A 14,315-nucleotide genomic window follows, 5' to 3' on the forward strand; every position below is an offset into this window, starting at 1 on the left:
CTCCTATACCGAGAAAAAACGTATTCGTAAGGATTTTGGTAAACGTCCACAAGTTCTGGACATTCCATATCTCCTTTCTATCCAGCTTGACTCGTTCCAGAAGTTTATCGAGCAAGATCCTGAAGGGCAGTACGGTCTGGAAGCAGCCTTCCGTTCCGTGTTCCCGATTCAGAGCTACAGCGGTAACTCCGAGCTGCAGTACGTCAGCTACCGCCTTGGCGAACCGGTGTTTGACGTTCAGGAATGTCAGATCCGTGGCGTGACCTATTCCGCACCGCTGCGCGTAAAACTGCGTCTGGTGATCTACGAGCGCGAAGCGCCGGAAGGCACCGTAAAAGACATTAAAGAACAAGAAGTCTACATGGGTGAGATTCCACTCATGACGGACAACGGTACTTTCGTTATCAACGGTACTGAGCGTGTTATCGTTTCCCAGCTGCATCGTAGCCCGGGCGTCTTCTTCGACAGCGATAAAGGTAAAACACACTCTTCCGGTAAAGTACTGTATAACGCACGCATCATTCCTTACCGTGGTTCATGGCTGGACTTCGAGTTCGATCCAAAAGACAACCTGTTTGTCCGTATCGACCGTCGTCGTAAACTGCCTGCAACCATCATTCTGCGTGCACTGAACTATACCACTGAGCAGATCCTGGACCTGTTCTTTGAGAAAGTGATCTTTGAAATCCGCGACAACAAGCTGCAGATGGAGCTGGTGCCGGAACGTCTGCGTGGTGAGACCGCGTCGTTCGACATCGAAGCCGACGGCAAAGTGTATGTGGAAAAAGGTCGCCGTATCACCGCGCGCCACATCCGCCAGCTGGAAAAAGATGATATCAAACACATCGAAGTTCCGGTTGAATACATTGCAGGAAAAGTAGCCGCGAAAGATTACGTTGATGAATCAACTGGCGAGCTGATCTGCCCGGCGAACATGGAGCTGAGCCTGGATCTGCTGGCTAAGCTGAGCCAGTCTGGCCACAAACGTATCGAAACGCTGTTCACCAACGATCTGGACCACGGTCCGTACATCTCTGAGACTGTACGCGTCGACCCAACCAACGATCGTCTGAGCGCGCTGGTAGAAATCTACCGCATGATGCGCCCTGGTGAGCCACCAACTCGCGAAGCGGCTGAAAGCCTGTTCGAGAACCTGTTCTTCTCCGAAGACCGCTACGATCTGTCCGCGGTAGGTCGTATGAAGTTCAACCGTTCTCTGCTGCGCGACGAGATCGAAGGTTCCGGTATCCTGAGCAAAGACGACATCATCGAAGTGATGAAGAAGCTCATCGATATCCGTAACGGTAAAGGCGAAGTGGACGATATCGACCACCTCGGCAACCGTCGTATCCGTTCCGTAGGCGAAATGGCGGAAAACCAGTTCCGCGTTGGCCTGGTACGTGTAGAGCGTGCGGTGAAAGAGCGTCTGTCTCTGGGCGATCTGGATACCCTGATGCCTCAGGATATGATCAACGCCAAGCCGATTTCTGCAGCAGTGAAAGAGTTCTTTGGTTCCAGCCAGCTGTCCCAGTTCATGGACCAGAACAACCCGCTGTCTGAGATCACGCACAAACGTCGTATCTCTGCACTCGGCCCAGGCGGTCTGACCCGTGAACGTGCAGGCTTTGAAGTTCGAGACGTACACCCGACTCACTACGGTCGCGTATGTCCAATCGAAACGCCTGAAGGTCCAAACATCGGTCTGATCAACTCCCTGTCCGTGTACGCACAGACGAACGAATACGGTTTCCTTGAGACCCCGTATCGTAAAGTGACCGACGGTGTGGTTACCGACGAAATTCATTACCTGTCTGCTATCGAAGAAGGCAACTACGTTATCGCTCAGGCGAACTCCAACCTGGATGACGAAGGCCACTTTGTAGAAGATCTGGTTACCTGCCGTAGCAAAGGCGAATCCAGCTTGTTCAGCCGCGACCAGGTTGACTACATGGACGTATCCACCCAGCAGGTGGTATCCGTCGGTGCGTCCCTGATCCCGTTCCTGGAACACGATGACGCCAACCGTGCATTGATGGGTGCGAACATGCAACGTCAGGCCGTTCCAACTCTGCGTGCTGATAAGCCGCTGGTTGGTACCGGTATGGAACGTGCTGTGGCCGTTGACTCCGGTGTTACTGCAGTTGCTAAGCGTGGCGGTACCGTTCAGTACGTTGACGCATCCCGTATCGTTATCAAAGTTAACGAAGACGAGATGTATCCGGGCGAAGCGGGTATCGACATCTACAACCTGACCAAATACACCCGTTCTAACCAGAACACCTGTATCAACCAGATGCCTTGCGTATCTCTGGGTGAGCCAGTTGAGCGCGGCGACGTGCTGGCAGACGGTCCGTCCACCGACCTCGGTGAACTGGCGCTCGGTCAGAACATGCGCGTAGCGTTCATGCCGTGGAACGGTTACAACTTCGAAGACTCCATCCTCGTCTCCGAGCGTGTGGTTCAGGAAGATCGTTTCACCACCATCCACATTCAGGAACTGGCCTGTGTGTCCCGTGACACCAAGCTGGGGCCAGAAGAGATCACTGCCGACATCCCTAACGTGGGTGAAGCTGCGCTCTCCAAGCTGGATGAATCCGGTATTGTTTACATCGGTGCGGAAGTGACCGGCGGCGATATACTGGTAGGTAAGGTGACGCCGAAAGGTGAAACCCAGCTGACCCCAGAAGAGAAACTGCTGCGTGCTATCTTCGGTGAGAAAGCGTCTGACGTTAAAGACTCTTCTCTGCGCGTACCAAACGGTGTTTCCGGTACGGTTATCGACGTTCAGGTCTTCACTCGTGATGGCGTTGAGAAAGATAAGCGTGCGCTGGAAATCGAAGAGATGCAGCTCAAACAGGCTAAGAAAGACCTGTCTGAAGAACTGCAGATCCTCGAAGCAGGTCTGTTCAGCCGTATCTATGCGGTACTGGTTGCCGGTGGCGTTGAAGCTGAGAAGCTCGACAAACTGCCACGCGATCGCTGGCTGGAACTCGGCCTGACCGACGAAGAGAAACAAAATCAGCTGGAACAGCTGGCTGAGCAGTATGACGAACTGAAACACGAGTTCGAGAAAAAACTCGAAGCGAAACGCCGCAAAATCACTCAGGGCGACGATCTGGCACCAGGCGTGCTGAAGATTGTTAAGGTGTATCTGGCTGTTAAACGTCAGATCCAGCCTGGTGATAAGATGGCAGGTCGTCACGGTAACAAGGGTGTTATCTCTAAGATCAACCCGATCGAAGATATGCCGCACGATGCTAACGGTACGCCGGTAGATATCGTACTGAACCCACTGGGCGTACCGTCTCGTATGAACATTGGTCAGATCCTGGAAACTCACCTGGGTATGGCTGCGAAAGGTATTGGCGACAAGATTAACGCCATGCTGAAACAGCAGCAGGAAGTCGCGAAACTGCGCGAATTCATCCAGCGTGCCTACGATCTGGGTACCGACGTGCGTCAGAAAGTCGACCTGAACACCTTCAGCGATGAAGAAGTGCTGCGTCTGGCAGAGAACCTGCGCAAAGGTATGCCAATTGCAACGCCGGTATTCGACGGTGCAAAAGAAGCTGAAATTAAAGAGCTGCTGCAACTGGGTGGTCTGCCAACGTCTGGTCAGATTACGCTGTTTGACGGCCGTACCGGTGAACAGTTTGAGCGTCCAGTAACCGTAGGTTACATGTACATGCTGAAACTGAACCACCTGGTCGACGACAAGATGCACGCTCGTTCTACCGGTTCTTACAGCCTGGTTACTCAGCAGCCGCTGGGTGGTAAGGCACAGTTCGGTGGTCAGCGCTTCGGGGAGATGGAAGTGTGGGCGCTGGAAGCATACGGCGCGGCATACACCCTGCAGGAAATGCTCACCGTTAAGTCTGATGACGTGAACGGTCGTACCAAGATGTATAAAAACATCGTGGACGGCAACCATCAGATGGAACCAGGCATGCCAGAATCCTTCAACGTACTGTTGAAAGAGATTCGTTCGCTGGGTATCAACATCGAACTGGAAGACGAGTAATTCTCGCTCAAACAGGTCACTGGTGCCGGGTTAACCCCCGGCACCGGATTGTGCTAACTCCGACGGGAGCAAATCCGTGAAAGATTTATTAAAGTTTCTGAAAGCGCAGACTAAAACCGAAGAGTTTGATGCGATCAAAATTGCTCTGGCTTCGCCAGACATGATCCGTTCATGGTCTTTCGGTGAAGTTAAAAAGCCGGAAACCATCAACTACCGTACGTTCAAACCTGAGCGTGACGGCCTTTTCTGTGCGCGTATTTTCGGGCCAGTAAAAGACTACGAGTGCCTGTGCGGTAAGTACAAGCGCCTGAAACACCGCGGTGTGATCTGTGAGAAGTGCGGCGTTGAAGTGACCCAGACTAAAGTACGCCGTGAGCGTATGGGCCACATCGAGCTGGCGTCTCCAACTGCTCACATCTGGTTCCTGAAATCTCTGCCGTCCCGTATCGGTCTGCTGCTGGATATGCCGCTGCGCGATATCGAACGTGTACTGTACTTCGAATCTTATGTAGTTATCGAAGGCGGGATGACGAACCTGGAACGTCACCAGATCCTGACTGAAGAGCAGTATCTGGACGCGCTGGAAGAGTTCGGTGACGAATTCGACGCGAAGATGGGTGCGGAAGCTATTCAGGCCCTGCTGAAGAGCATGGATCTGGAGCAGGAGTGCGAGCAGCTGCGTGAAGAGCTGAACGAAACCAACTCCGAAACCAAGCGTAAAAAGCTGACCAAGCGTATCAAACTGCTGGAAGCGTTCGTTCAGTCTGGTAACAAACCAGAGTGGATGATCCTGACCGTTCTGCCGGTTCTGCCGCCAGATCTGCGTCCGCTGGTTCCGCTGGATGGTGGTCGTTTCGCAACGTCCGATCTGAACGATCTGTATCGTCGCGTTATCAACCGTAACAACCGTCTGAAACGTCTGCTGGATCTGGCTGCGCCGGACATCATCGTACGCAACGAAAAACGTATGCTGCAGGAAGCGGTAGATGCCCTGCTGGATAACGGTCGTCGCGGTCGTGCGATCACCGGTTCTAACAAGCGTCCTCTGAAATCTTTGGCCGACATGATCAAAGGTAAGCAGGGTCGTTTCCGTCAGAACCTGCTCGGTAAGCGTGTTGACTACTCCGGTCGTTCTGTAATCACCGTAGGTCCATACCTGCGTCTGCATCAGTGCGGTCTGCCGAAGAAAATGGCACTGGAGCTGTTCAAACCGTTCATCTACGGCAAGCTGGAGCTGCGTGGCCTGGCCACCACCATCAAAGCCGCTAAGAAAATGGTTGAGCGTGAAGAAGCTGTCGTTTGGGATATCCTGGACGAAGTGATCCGCGAACACCCGGTACTGCTGAACCGTGCACCAACCCTGCACCGTCTGGGTATCCAGGCATTTGAGCCAGTTCTGATCGAAGGTAAAGCTATCCAGCTGCACCCGCTGGTTTGTGCGGCCTATAACGCCGACTTCGATGGTGACCAGATGGCTGTTCACGTACCGCTGACGCTGGAAGCCCAGCTCGAAGCGCGTGCGCTGATGATGTCTACCAACAACATCCTGTCTCCAGCGAACGGTGAACCAATTATCGTTCCTTCTCAGGACGTTGTATTGGGTCTGTACTACATGACCCGTGACTGTGTTAACGCCAAAGGCGAAGGCATGGTGCTGACTGGCCCGAAAGAAGCTGAGCGTATTTATCGCGCTGGCCTGGCCTCTCTGCATGCGCGCGTTAAAGTGCGTATCACCGAATACGAAAAAGATGCAAACGGCGAATTCGTTGCGAAGACCAGCCTGAAAGACACGACCATTGGCCGTGCCATTCTGTGGATGATCGTACCGAAAGGTCTGCCTTTCTCCATCGTCAACCAGGCGCTGGGCAAGAAAGCGATCTCCAAAATGCTGAACACCTGTTACCGCATTCTGGGTCTGAAGCCGACCGTTATCTTCGCTGACCAGACAATGTATACCGGCTTTGCTTATGCAGCGCGTTCAGGTGCATCTGTTGGTATCGATGACATGGTCATCCCAGAGAAGAAACACGAGATCATCTCTGAAGCGGAAGCTGAAGTTGCTGAGATCCAGGAGCAGTTCCAGTCTGGTCTGGTAACCGCGGGCGAACGCTACAACAAAGTTATCGATATCTGGGCAGCGGCGAACGATCGTGTATCCAAAGCGATGATGGATAACCTGCAAACCGAAACCGTGATTAACCGTGACGGCGTCGAAGAGCAGCAGGTTTCCTTCAACAGCATCTACATGATGGCCGACTCCGGTGCGCGTGGTTCTGCAGCACAGATTCGTCAGCTGGCAGGTATGCGTGGTCTGATGGCGAAGCCAGATGGCTCCATCATCGAAACGCCAATCACCGCGAACTTCCGTGAAGGTCTGAACGTACTCCAGTACTTCATCTCCACGCACGGTGCGCGTAAAGGTCTGGCGGATACCGCACTGAAGACAGCGAACTCCGGTTATCTGACGCGTCGTCTGGTTGACGTTGCGCAGGATCTGGTTGTGACCGAAGACGATTGTGGCACCCTCGAAGGTATCACCATGACCCCGGTTATCGAGGGTGGTGATGTTAAAGAGCCGCTGCGCGATCGCGTACTGGGTCGTGTGACCGCGGAAGACATTCTGAAGCCGGGCACCGCAGACATTCTGGTTCCACGCAATACGCTGCTGCACGAACAGTGGTGTGACCTGCTGGAAGCGAACTCTGTTGACTCTGTGAAAGTGCGTTCCGTTGTATCCTGTGACACCGACTTTGGTGTGTGTGCGCACTGCTACGGTCGTGACCTGGCGCGTGGCCACATCATCAACAAAGGTGAAGCCATCGGCGTTATCGCGGCACAGTCCATCGGTGAGCCGGGTACACAGCTGACGATGCGTACGTTCCACATCGGTGGTGCGGCATCTCGTGCGGCTGCTGAATCCAGCATTCAGGTGAAAAACAAAGGTAGCATCAAGCTCAGCAACGCGAAGTCTGTTGTTAACTCCGCAGGCAAGCTGGTTGTGACCTCTCGTAACACCGAGCTGAAGCTGATCGACGAATTCGGTCGTACCAAAGAGAGCTATAAAGTGCCTTACGGTGCGGTTATGGCGAAAGGTGATGGCGAGCAGGTTGCCGGCGGTGAAACCGTTGCAAACTGGGATCCACACACCATGCCGGTAATCACCGAAGTAAGTGGTTTCATCCGCTTTACTGACATGATCGACGGCCAGACCATTACTCGTCAGACCGACGAGCTGACCGGTCTGTCTTCTCTGGTGGTTCTGGATTCTGCTGAACGTACTACCGGCGGTAAAGATCTGCGTCCTGCACTGAAAATCGTTGATGCTCAGGGTAACGACGTTCTGATCCCGGGTACCGATATGCCTGCGCAGTACTTCCTGCCAGGTAAAGCGATTGTACAGCTGGAAGATGGCGTACAGATCAGCTCTGGTGACACCCTGGCGCGTATTCCTCAGGAATCCGGCGGTACCAAGGACATCACCGGTGGTCTGCCACGCGTTGCGGACCTGTTCGAAGCACGTCGTCCGAAAGAGCCTGCAATCCTGGCTGAAATCAGCGGGATCATCTCCTTCGGTAAAGAGACTAAAGGTAAGCGCCGTCTGGTTATCACCCCAGTAGATGGCAGCGAGCCGTACGAAGAGATGATTCCTAAGTGGCGTCAGCTCAACGTGTTCGAAGGCGAACGTGTAGAACGTGGTGACGTGGTTTCCGACGGTCCAGAAGCGCCGCACGACATCCTGCGTCTGCGTGGTGTGCATGCTGTTACTCGTTACATCGTTAACGAAGTACAGGACGTATACCGCCTGCAGGGCGTTAAGATTAACGATAAGCACATCGAAGTTATCGTTCGTCAGATGCTGCGTAAAGCAACCATCGAAAACGCGGGCAGCTCCGACTTCCTGGAAGGCGAGCAGGTTGAATACTCACGCGTTAAGATCGCTAACCGCGATCTGGAAGCGAACGGCAAAATCGGTGCGACCTTCGCACGCGATCTGCTGGGTATCACCAAAGCGTCTCTGGCAACCGAGTCCTTCATCTCCGCAGCATCGTTCCAGGAAACGACTCGTGTCCTGACCGAAGCCGCTGTTGCAGGTAAACGTGATGAACTGCGCGGTCTGAAAGAGAACGTCATCGTGGGTCGTCTGATCCCTGCCGGTACCGGTTATGCGTACCATCAGGATCGTATGCGTCGTCGCGCAGCGGGCGAACTGCCAGCTGCACCGCAGGTTACTGCTGAAGATGCATCCGCGAGCCTGGCAGAACTGCTGAACGCAGGTCTGGGCGGTTCCGACAACGAGTAATCGTTGATGCCGTAAATAAAAAACCCGCCTCGGCGGGTTTTTTTATATCTGCATTTCTTCAATTCACTAACGGGATGCGTCGATAAAGCTCAATCATATCGCCCGCCAGATCCTGAATAACCATCGCGTTCATCAGGTGGTCCTGAGAATGAACGGTGATCAAGTTAACAGGCAGTTTCCCGGTCCCTTCGTCAAGTCCAATAAGCTGCGTCTGGATCGTATGCGCGTGCTTCACATATTCGCGGGATTCTTCCATCGCTTTTTCAGCTTCGTCAAACTCACCTTTACGCGCCATCTGCAGAGCCGTCAGGGCCGCACTGCGGGCCGCACCGGCGTTGACCAGCAGTTCCATGATTGTGGTTTCTAAGTCTTCCATTATGACTCCAGCAGTTTAAGCGCTTTTTCCAGTACGGCATCGCCTTTCATCATGCCGTAATCCATCATGTCGATCACCGCGACCTTTTTGCCCAGAGGGTCGGCCTGGGCCTGCAGTTTAGCCTGCTCGTATTTGACCTGTGGCCCCAGCAATACGATGTCGGCCGTCGCGATATTGTCTTTAAACTCCGCAACCGGAACGGCTTTAATGGTGACTTCAACCCCTTTTTTCTGCGCGGCATCTTTCATACGTTGAACCAGCATGCTGGTTGACATTCCCGCTGCACAGCATAAAACGATGTTCTTCATAATCAGCCTCGATCTACATGTGTTTATTGATAATTATCCTGCGCAGAGAGCTTCAACAACCGCTTTACCGCGATTGTGTGTCAGGCATCACAAAGAAAGGGGCATTTTTCTGAAACCGGTTACAATTCTTCGAGTAAGAGAGAAAGTCAGCCGACGGCAGTGCGAACAATACGGTTTTTTCCCTGCTTTTTAGCACTGTAGAGCGCGTTATCAACGCTACCTACAAATTGTTCCAGCGGTTCGAAATGCCATTCACCCAGACCCGCGCTGAACGTGACGTGCAGATTTTCTTCCCGCCATGCGCGTCTTTCAACGGCGGTGCGCCATGCGTCAAGCAATGAAAATGCGGCAGCGATCTGCTCGGCCTGGAAAATTACCGCGAACTCTTCACCACCGTAGCGATAGACCGAGACGTGGTGGGGCTGCATTATCTGGATCCCCTCGCGCGCCACGTTACGCAGGACAATGTCGCCGCTCAGGTGTCCCCACGTGTCGTTAATTGACTTGAAGTTATCAATATCAACCAGCGCCATCGCGAAAGGCTGGTGGGCATTTAATAATTCCTCCACATCGTTATCGAACGCACGGCGGTTTTTGCAGCCGGTCAGCGCATCGTGAGTGGCCTGACGAACATACGCCATCTCACGCTCTTTATTGGACTGAATGGTGCGGCTCAGCATCGCTTCCAGACGCGGCGCCTGGCTCACATCGCCCGTTTTGATCGCATTGATAATGGTCATCAACACGGTACGCGAGGCATGACGCAGATAGAGACCGAAGAGAATGATAATGATGGCCGCCAGCGCGAAACCCCAGCCTACGATTGTCGTTTCGTGTCGGGTGATATCGGTAAGCGTTGCGCCAGAGACCCTGTAAATGACAAACCAGTCTGGATTGGTAAATGAGTAGTAGTAATACCAGGCGTCGGTTTTCTTATCGTAAAGGTGGCCTTCGCCGCTGGTCATTTTATCCATCAGCGCTTCGCTGACGTACTGTTTGAAAAGCACGCCCGTATCAGGGTGCAGCACGACGGCGCCATCGCGTTCGACGACAAAGAATTCCCCCTGAACAGGGGCGACCATCTGACGCAGGGTGTAGCCCATTGACGTTAAGTCGAGATGAAACGCAATCGTACCTTTAAGTCGACCTTCTGGTGAAATCAACGGTTTATAGAGTGTGACCGTCGGATGACCGTTGAAGTAGTCCATATAGGGACGGGTATAGTGGCTGAATATACTGGCTTCAGCATGGGCGACAAACCACGGACGCGTCCGGGGATCGAAGGTTTTACTCTTTTCCGTCTGGAGCACTTCCGGGGCGCGCAGATAATGTCCCTGCGTGTCTGCCAGCGAGATGGATGACACGGTCGGCATCAGGTTTTGCAAATGCATCATCATCTGCAGCCCTTGCGTCGGGTTGACGTTGAGGGTCTGGTTTAGCCTGTCATCGCGTGCAAAATACATCGCGGAGCGGCCCAGGATATAGTCGTTTTCACGCAGGATTGACTCGGTGTAGTTCACCGCAAGGTTATGGGTGAAATTGCCATTAATCTTATGATAGTCCTCAAGGAAATCCTTTCGTTGTGAAAGAGTTACCACGACCGCGATCAGCGCAAAACTGCACAAAATCCCCGCGAAGCTGAGCATAATGGGTCGGGTGAAAGAGAGCTTTTTGCTGTGAAGTGCCATGAGTTGTACATCGATCCTGATGGTGAATATTTTTCGTCTGCCGATATCCTCTCAGCATAGTCGCTGTCCTGCGGTTAGCGGTGAATTATACGGAACACGATTTCAGGCGAGATGATTTATCTTAAGAATCACTAAGAAATTCCTTATCTATACTTTTGCGCCCCTCTTATGCACGGAATCGGAGGCAGGGCGAAACGAGGAAGAAGCTTTTCGCCCTGGTCAGCATCCGTTGCTGACCTGATGACAATAAAAAACCGGACGATCGCTGACAATCATCCGGTTTTACCTTTCCGTAACGCCTCGATAATTTTCTACCGTGTTGCAGTGCGTTACATCGTCATTGCGAGGCTCTTCCCAGCCAGCTGTCCCAGTCTTTCCAGACAGGCTGTAAACCCTGTGCCGTCAGGGCGGCGGCAACAGCTTCCGGACGCCGTCCGTCATGCGGTGCAAACTGCTCCAGCTCCGGATGATCGTCTGCATACCCGCCAGGCTGCGTTTTGGAAAATGCGCTGACGTTGTTAATCGCCAGCGGGATGACGCGATCGCGAAACGCCGGTGATTCACGCGTTGAGAGCGATAACTCCACTTCCGGGGCGAGCAGGCGAAACGCGCAGATGGTCTGCACCAACTGGCGTTCATCCATCAGCGAAGCCGGTTCAATGCCGCCTGCGCAGGGGCGCAGGCGTGGGAAGGAGATGGAGTATCGGGTCTGCCAGTAGTGCTGTTGCAGCCACAGCAGATGTTCTGCCACCATGTAGCAATCTACCCGCCAGCTATCGGAAAGCCCAATTAGCGCACCCAACCCGATTTTGTCGATCCCGGCGCGGCCCAGCCTGTCTGGCGTTTCCAGCCGGAAGAAAAAATCCTGCTTCTTCCCTTTCAGGTGATGCCGCGCGTACGTCGCCTCGTGGTAGGTTTCCTGATAGACCATAACGCCGTCCAGCCCGAGCGTTTTTAACTCCGCATACTCGTCCTGCGACAGGGGCTGAACCTCCATCTGCAACGACGCAAACTCCCGACGTATCGCAGGCAGATGCTGGCGGAAATAGTCCATTCCCACTTTCCCCTGATGCTCGCCCGTGACCAGCAGAAGATGTTCGAACCCCATTTCACGAATAGCAGCACACTCGCGTGCGATCTCCTCTTCATCGAGCGTTTTCCGCTTGATGCGGTTGCTCATGGAAAAACCACAGTAGGTACAGTCGTTGGCGCACAGGTTCGAAAGATAGAGCGGGACGTAGAAGCTCACCGTGTTGCCAAACCGCTGCCGGGTGAGGCGCTGAGCGCGCTGCGCCATCGGTTCAAGGTAGGCGCTGGCCGCCGGGGAGAGCAGGGCCATTAAATCCTCCCGGTTCAGATGACGGGCATTCAGCGCGCGCTCCACGTCAGCCGCCGTTTTGCTGTTGATGCGCAGGGCAATATCGTCCCAGTTAAGCTCGCGCCAGCGCTCGGTAAACGTGCTCATGAGAGCGCCTCCAGAAAACCGGTCAGCGGGCTGGTGGCCTGTGCCTGAAAACTGCGCGAGCCGGGGCCGGACTCTCTGGCCAGCACGCCAGCCTCCACGGCGAGACGAAACGCACGCGCCATCCTGGCCGGGTCGTCGGCCACCGCAATGGCGGTATTCACCAGCACCGCGTCGGCACCCATTTCCAGCGCCTGCGCGGCATGGCTGGGCACGCCGATCCCCGCATCCACCACCACCGGCACGGTCGCCTGCTCGATGATGATCTCCAGCATCGCGCGGGTTTCCAGCCCCTGATTGGAGCCAATGGGCGCGCCCAGCGGCATGACGGCGGCGCAGCCGACCTCTTCCAGACGCTTACACAGCACGGGATCCGCGCCACAGTAAGGCAGGACGGTAAACCCCTGCTGCACCAGCTTTTCTGCGGCTTTCAGGGTCTCGATCGGGTCGGGCAGCAGCCAGCGGGCATCCGGGTGAATTTCCAGCTTCAGCCAGCGGGTGCCGAGCGCTTCCCGCGCCAGCTGTGCGGCGAAAATCGCCTCCTCGGCCGTTTTCGCTCCGGAAGTGTTTGGTAAGAGCGTCACGCCTGCCTCCAGTAGCGGCGCAAGTATGGCATCGTTGTGCTGGCGCAGATCCACGCGCTTCATCGCCAGCGTCACCAGCTGGCTGCCACTTTCACGAATAGCATCCACCATCAGCTGCGGCGAGGCGAATTTGCCGGTTCCGGTAAACAGATGTGAATTAAAGACTTTATCAGCAATACGTAACATCTCAGCCCCCTGCGATAACCTGAAACAGCAGGATCTGGTCGCCTTCATTGACCTGCTGAAGTTCCCACTGCTCGCGCGGCAGGATCTGTTGATTGAGCGCCAGCGCCGTTCCCGGCTTGAGCTGGCGCAATTTGTCGAGCAGGGCGGCAACGGTGAGATCGTCGTCGCACGTCATCGGCTCATCGTTAAACAGAATGCGCATCGTGGCCTCCGCATACCGGGCAGTGGCTGGCGCGGTGTAGTGCCAGATGGCGCCAGCCGCTGGAGCGGGCGTCGAACAGCCGGAGCGTGTTGCGTTCCGTCTCCATGCCGCTGAGCAGCTTGATAGCCTCCAGTGCCTGAAGGGTACCCATCACGCCCACCACCGGGCCAAGAATGCCTGCCGTGCGGCAGTTACGCTCCGGTTCAGCCTCGTCCGGCCACAGGCAGCGGTAACAGCCCTGCGCCCACGGCGGCGTAAGCACCATTATCTGCCCGCCGAACCCCACCGCGCTGGCGGTGATAAGCGGCGTGTTCTGTGCAACACAGGCCGCGTTGATGGCCTGGCGCGTCGCCATGTTGTCCGTGCAGTCCAGCACCGCGTCGGCAAGGGCAACTTCACGTTGCAGCTCGTCTCCGCTAAGCCGCGTCTGGAGCGCAATCAGTTCGATATCCGGATTAAGCTGGTTAAGCCGCTGCCGGGTGATCTGCGCTTTAGGCTGGTTAACATCTTCAGTCGTGAAGAGGATTTGCCGTTGCAGGTTGCTGAGGTGCACCTCGTCGTCATCGGCCAGCACCAGCGTGCCCACGCCCGCACCGGCCAGATACAGCGCGGCGGGCGCGCCTAATCCGCCCAGGCCGACAATCAGTACCCGGCTGGCAAGCAGCTTTTGCTGCCCGTCAATGGCGATATCCTCCAGCAGGATCTGGCGGCTGTAGCGCATAAAATCGCGGTCATTCATCGCCTGCTCCTGCCAGCTGTAAAAGCTGCGCGGTGGCGGACCGCCAGTCTGCCGCCTGGGTGATAGCGCTGACGACGGCGAGACTGCCGACGCCGGTCTCCAGCACCGCCGGGGCGCGTTCAAGGCTGATTCCACCGATGGCGACGGTCGGGTAATCGGCAAGGCGCTTAACGTGGCTCGCCAGCTGCGTCAGACCCTGCGGGGCAGAAGGCATCTGCTTGGTTTGCGTCGGAAAAACGTGACCGAGGGCGATGTAGGAGGGGCGTGCCGCCAGCGCCACGTCGATTTCCATATCATCGTGTGTTGAAACGCCAAGGCGCAGGCCAGCCTGGCGAATGGCGTTCAGATCGGTGGTTTCCAGATCCTCCTGGCCCAAATGCACGCCGTACGCCCGGTGCTTAACGGCCAGCCGCCAGTAGTCGTTGATAAACAGGCGAGCAGTGTAGCGA

At 55.1% G+C, this 14,315-nt stretch carries 10 protein-coding genes; 2 read left to right on the forward strand and 8 right to left on the reverse strand.

Annotation, left to right across the window (positions count from 1 at the left end; translation table 11 throughout):
- The coding region (gene rpoB / locus HBA26_RS21600; protein ID WP_166721042.1) for a DNA-directed RNA polymerase subunit beta at positions 1-4,021 on the forward strand (4,021 nt) is incomplete at its 5' end.
- Between the two features lie 76 nt (positions 4,022-4,097).
- Positions 4,098-8,321: a DNA-directed RNA polymerase subunit beta' gene (gene rpoC, locus HBA26_RS21605; RefSeq protein ID WP_028015097.1), complete on the forward strand. Its 4,224-nt coding sequence runs from the start codon at positions 4,098-4,100 to the stop codon at positions 8,319-8,321.
- Positions 8,322-8,379: 58 nt separating this feature from the next.
- On the opposite strand, the gene HBA26_RS21610 is transcribed toward rpoC, so the two are convergent.
- The 8 genes from HBA26_RS21610 to thiE form a co-directional block, all read right to left on the reverse strand.
- Positions 8,380-8,697 (reverse strand): PTS lactose/cellobiose transporter subunit IIA, encoded by a 318-nt coding sequence (locus tag HBA26_RS21610; protein WP_008503455.1) that lies wholly within the window; start codon positions 8,695-8,697, stop codon positions 8,380-8,382.
- On the reverse strand, positions 8,697-9,005 hold the full coding sequence (locus HBA26_RS21615; protein ID WP_010425948.1) for a PTS sugar transporter subunit IIB: 309 nt from the start codon (positions 9,003-9,005) through the stop codon (positions 8,697-8,699). The genes HBA26_RS21610 and HBA26_RS21615 overlap by 1 nt, the downstream gene beginning before the upstream one ends.
- A gap of 146 nt (positions 9,006-9,151) precedes the next feature.
- Positions 9,152-10,693, reverse strand: a complete 1,542-nt coding sequence (locus HBA26_RS21620) for a sensor domain-containing diguanylate cyclase (RefSeq protein WP_126346151.1) — start codon at positions 10,691-10,693, stop codon at positions 9,152-9,154.
- A 337-nt stretch (positions 10,694-11,030) separates the two neighbouring features.
- The gene (gene thiH / locus HBA26_RS21625) at positions 11,031-12,158 is read right to left on the reverse strand and encodes a 2-iminoacetate synthase ThiH (RefSeq protein ID WP_063438504.1); all 1,128 of its coding nucleotides are present in this window, start codon (positions 12,156-12,158) and stop codon (positions 11,031-11,033) included.
- The gene (gene thiG, locus HBA26_RS21630) at positions 12,155-12,925 is read right to left on the reverse strand and encodes a thiazole synthase (RefSeq protein ID WP_126346152.1); all 771 of its coding nucleotides are present in this window, start codon (positions 12,923-12,925) and stop codon (positions 12,155-12,157) included. Before thiG ends, thiH begins: the two co-directional genes overlap by 4 nt.
- A gap of 1 nt (position 12,926) precedes the next feature.
- The gene (gene thiS / locus HBA26_RS21635; RefSeq protein ID WP_126346153.1) at positions 12,927-13,127 is read right to left on the reverse strand and encodes a sulfur carrier protein ThiS; all 201 of its coding nucleotides are present in this window, start codon (positions 13,125-13,127) and stop codon (positions 12,927-12,929) included.
- A complete protein-coding gene (locus HBA26_RS21640; RefSeq protein WP_028015102.1) occupies positions 13,111-13,866 on the reverse strand; it encodes a HesA/MoeB/ThiF family protein in 756 nt (251 codons plus the stop codon). Before HBA26_RS21640 ends, thiS begins: the two co-directional genes overlap by 17 nt.
- The coding region (gene thiE, locus HBA26_RS21645) for a thiamine phosphate synthase (RefSeq protein WP_166721043.1) at positions 13,859-14,315 on the reverse strand (457 nt) is incomplete at its 5' end. The genes thiE and HBA26_RS21640, both read right to left, overlap by 8 nt.

Source organism: Enterobacter sp. 725m/11, from assembly GCF_011683705.1.
In the GTDB taxonomy this organism is placed as follows: Bacteria; Pseudomonadota; Gammaproteobacteria; order Enterobacterales; family Enterobacteriaceae; genus Enterobacter; species Enterobacter bugandensis.

What these genes read in the sequence shown, in the direction of transcription:
- HBA26_RS21615 (WP_010425948.1), bottom strand. Translation starts at nt 9,005, where the DNA reads ATGAAGAACATCGTTTTATGCTGTGCAGCGGGAATGTCAACCAGCATG.
- HBA26_RS21620 (WP_126346151.1), bottom strand. Translation starts at nt 10,693, where the DNA reads ATGGCACTTCACAGCAAAAAGCTCTCTTTCACCCGACCCATTATGCTC.
- HBA26_RS21610 (WP_008503455.1), bottom strand. Translation starts at nt 8,697, where the DNA reads ATGGAAGACTTAGAAACCACAATCATGGAACTGCTGGTCAACGCCGGT.
- thiH (WP_063438504.1), bottom strand. Translation starts at nt 12,158, where the DNA reads ATGAGCACGTTTACCGAGCGCTGGCGCGAGCTTAACTGGGACGATATT.
- HBA26_RS21640 (WP_028015102.1), bottom strand. Translation starts at nt 13,866, where the DNA reads ATGAATGACCGCGATTTTATGCGCTACAGCCGCCAGATCCTGCTGGAG.
- thiS (WP_126346153.1), bottom strand. Translation starts at nt 13,127, where the DNA reads ATGCGCATTCTGTTTAACGATGAGCCGATGACGTGCGACGACGATCTC.
- thiG (WP_126346152.1), bottom strand. Translation starts at nt 12,925, where the DNA reads ATGTTACGTATTGCTGATAAAGTCTTTAATTCACATCTGTTTACCGGA.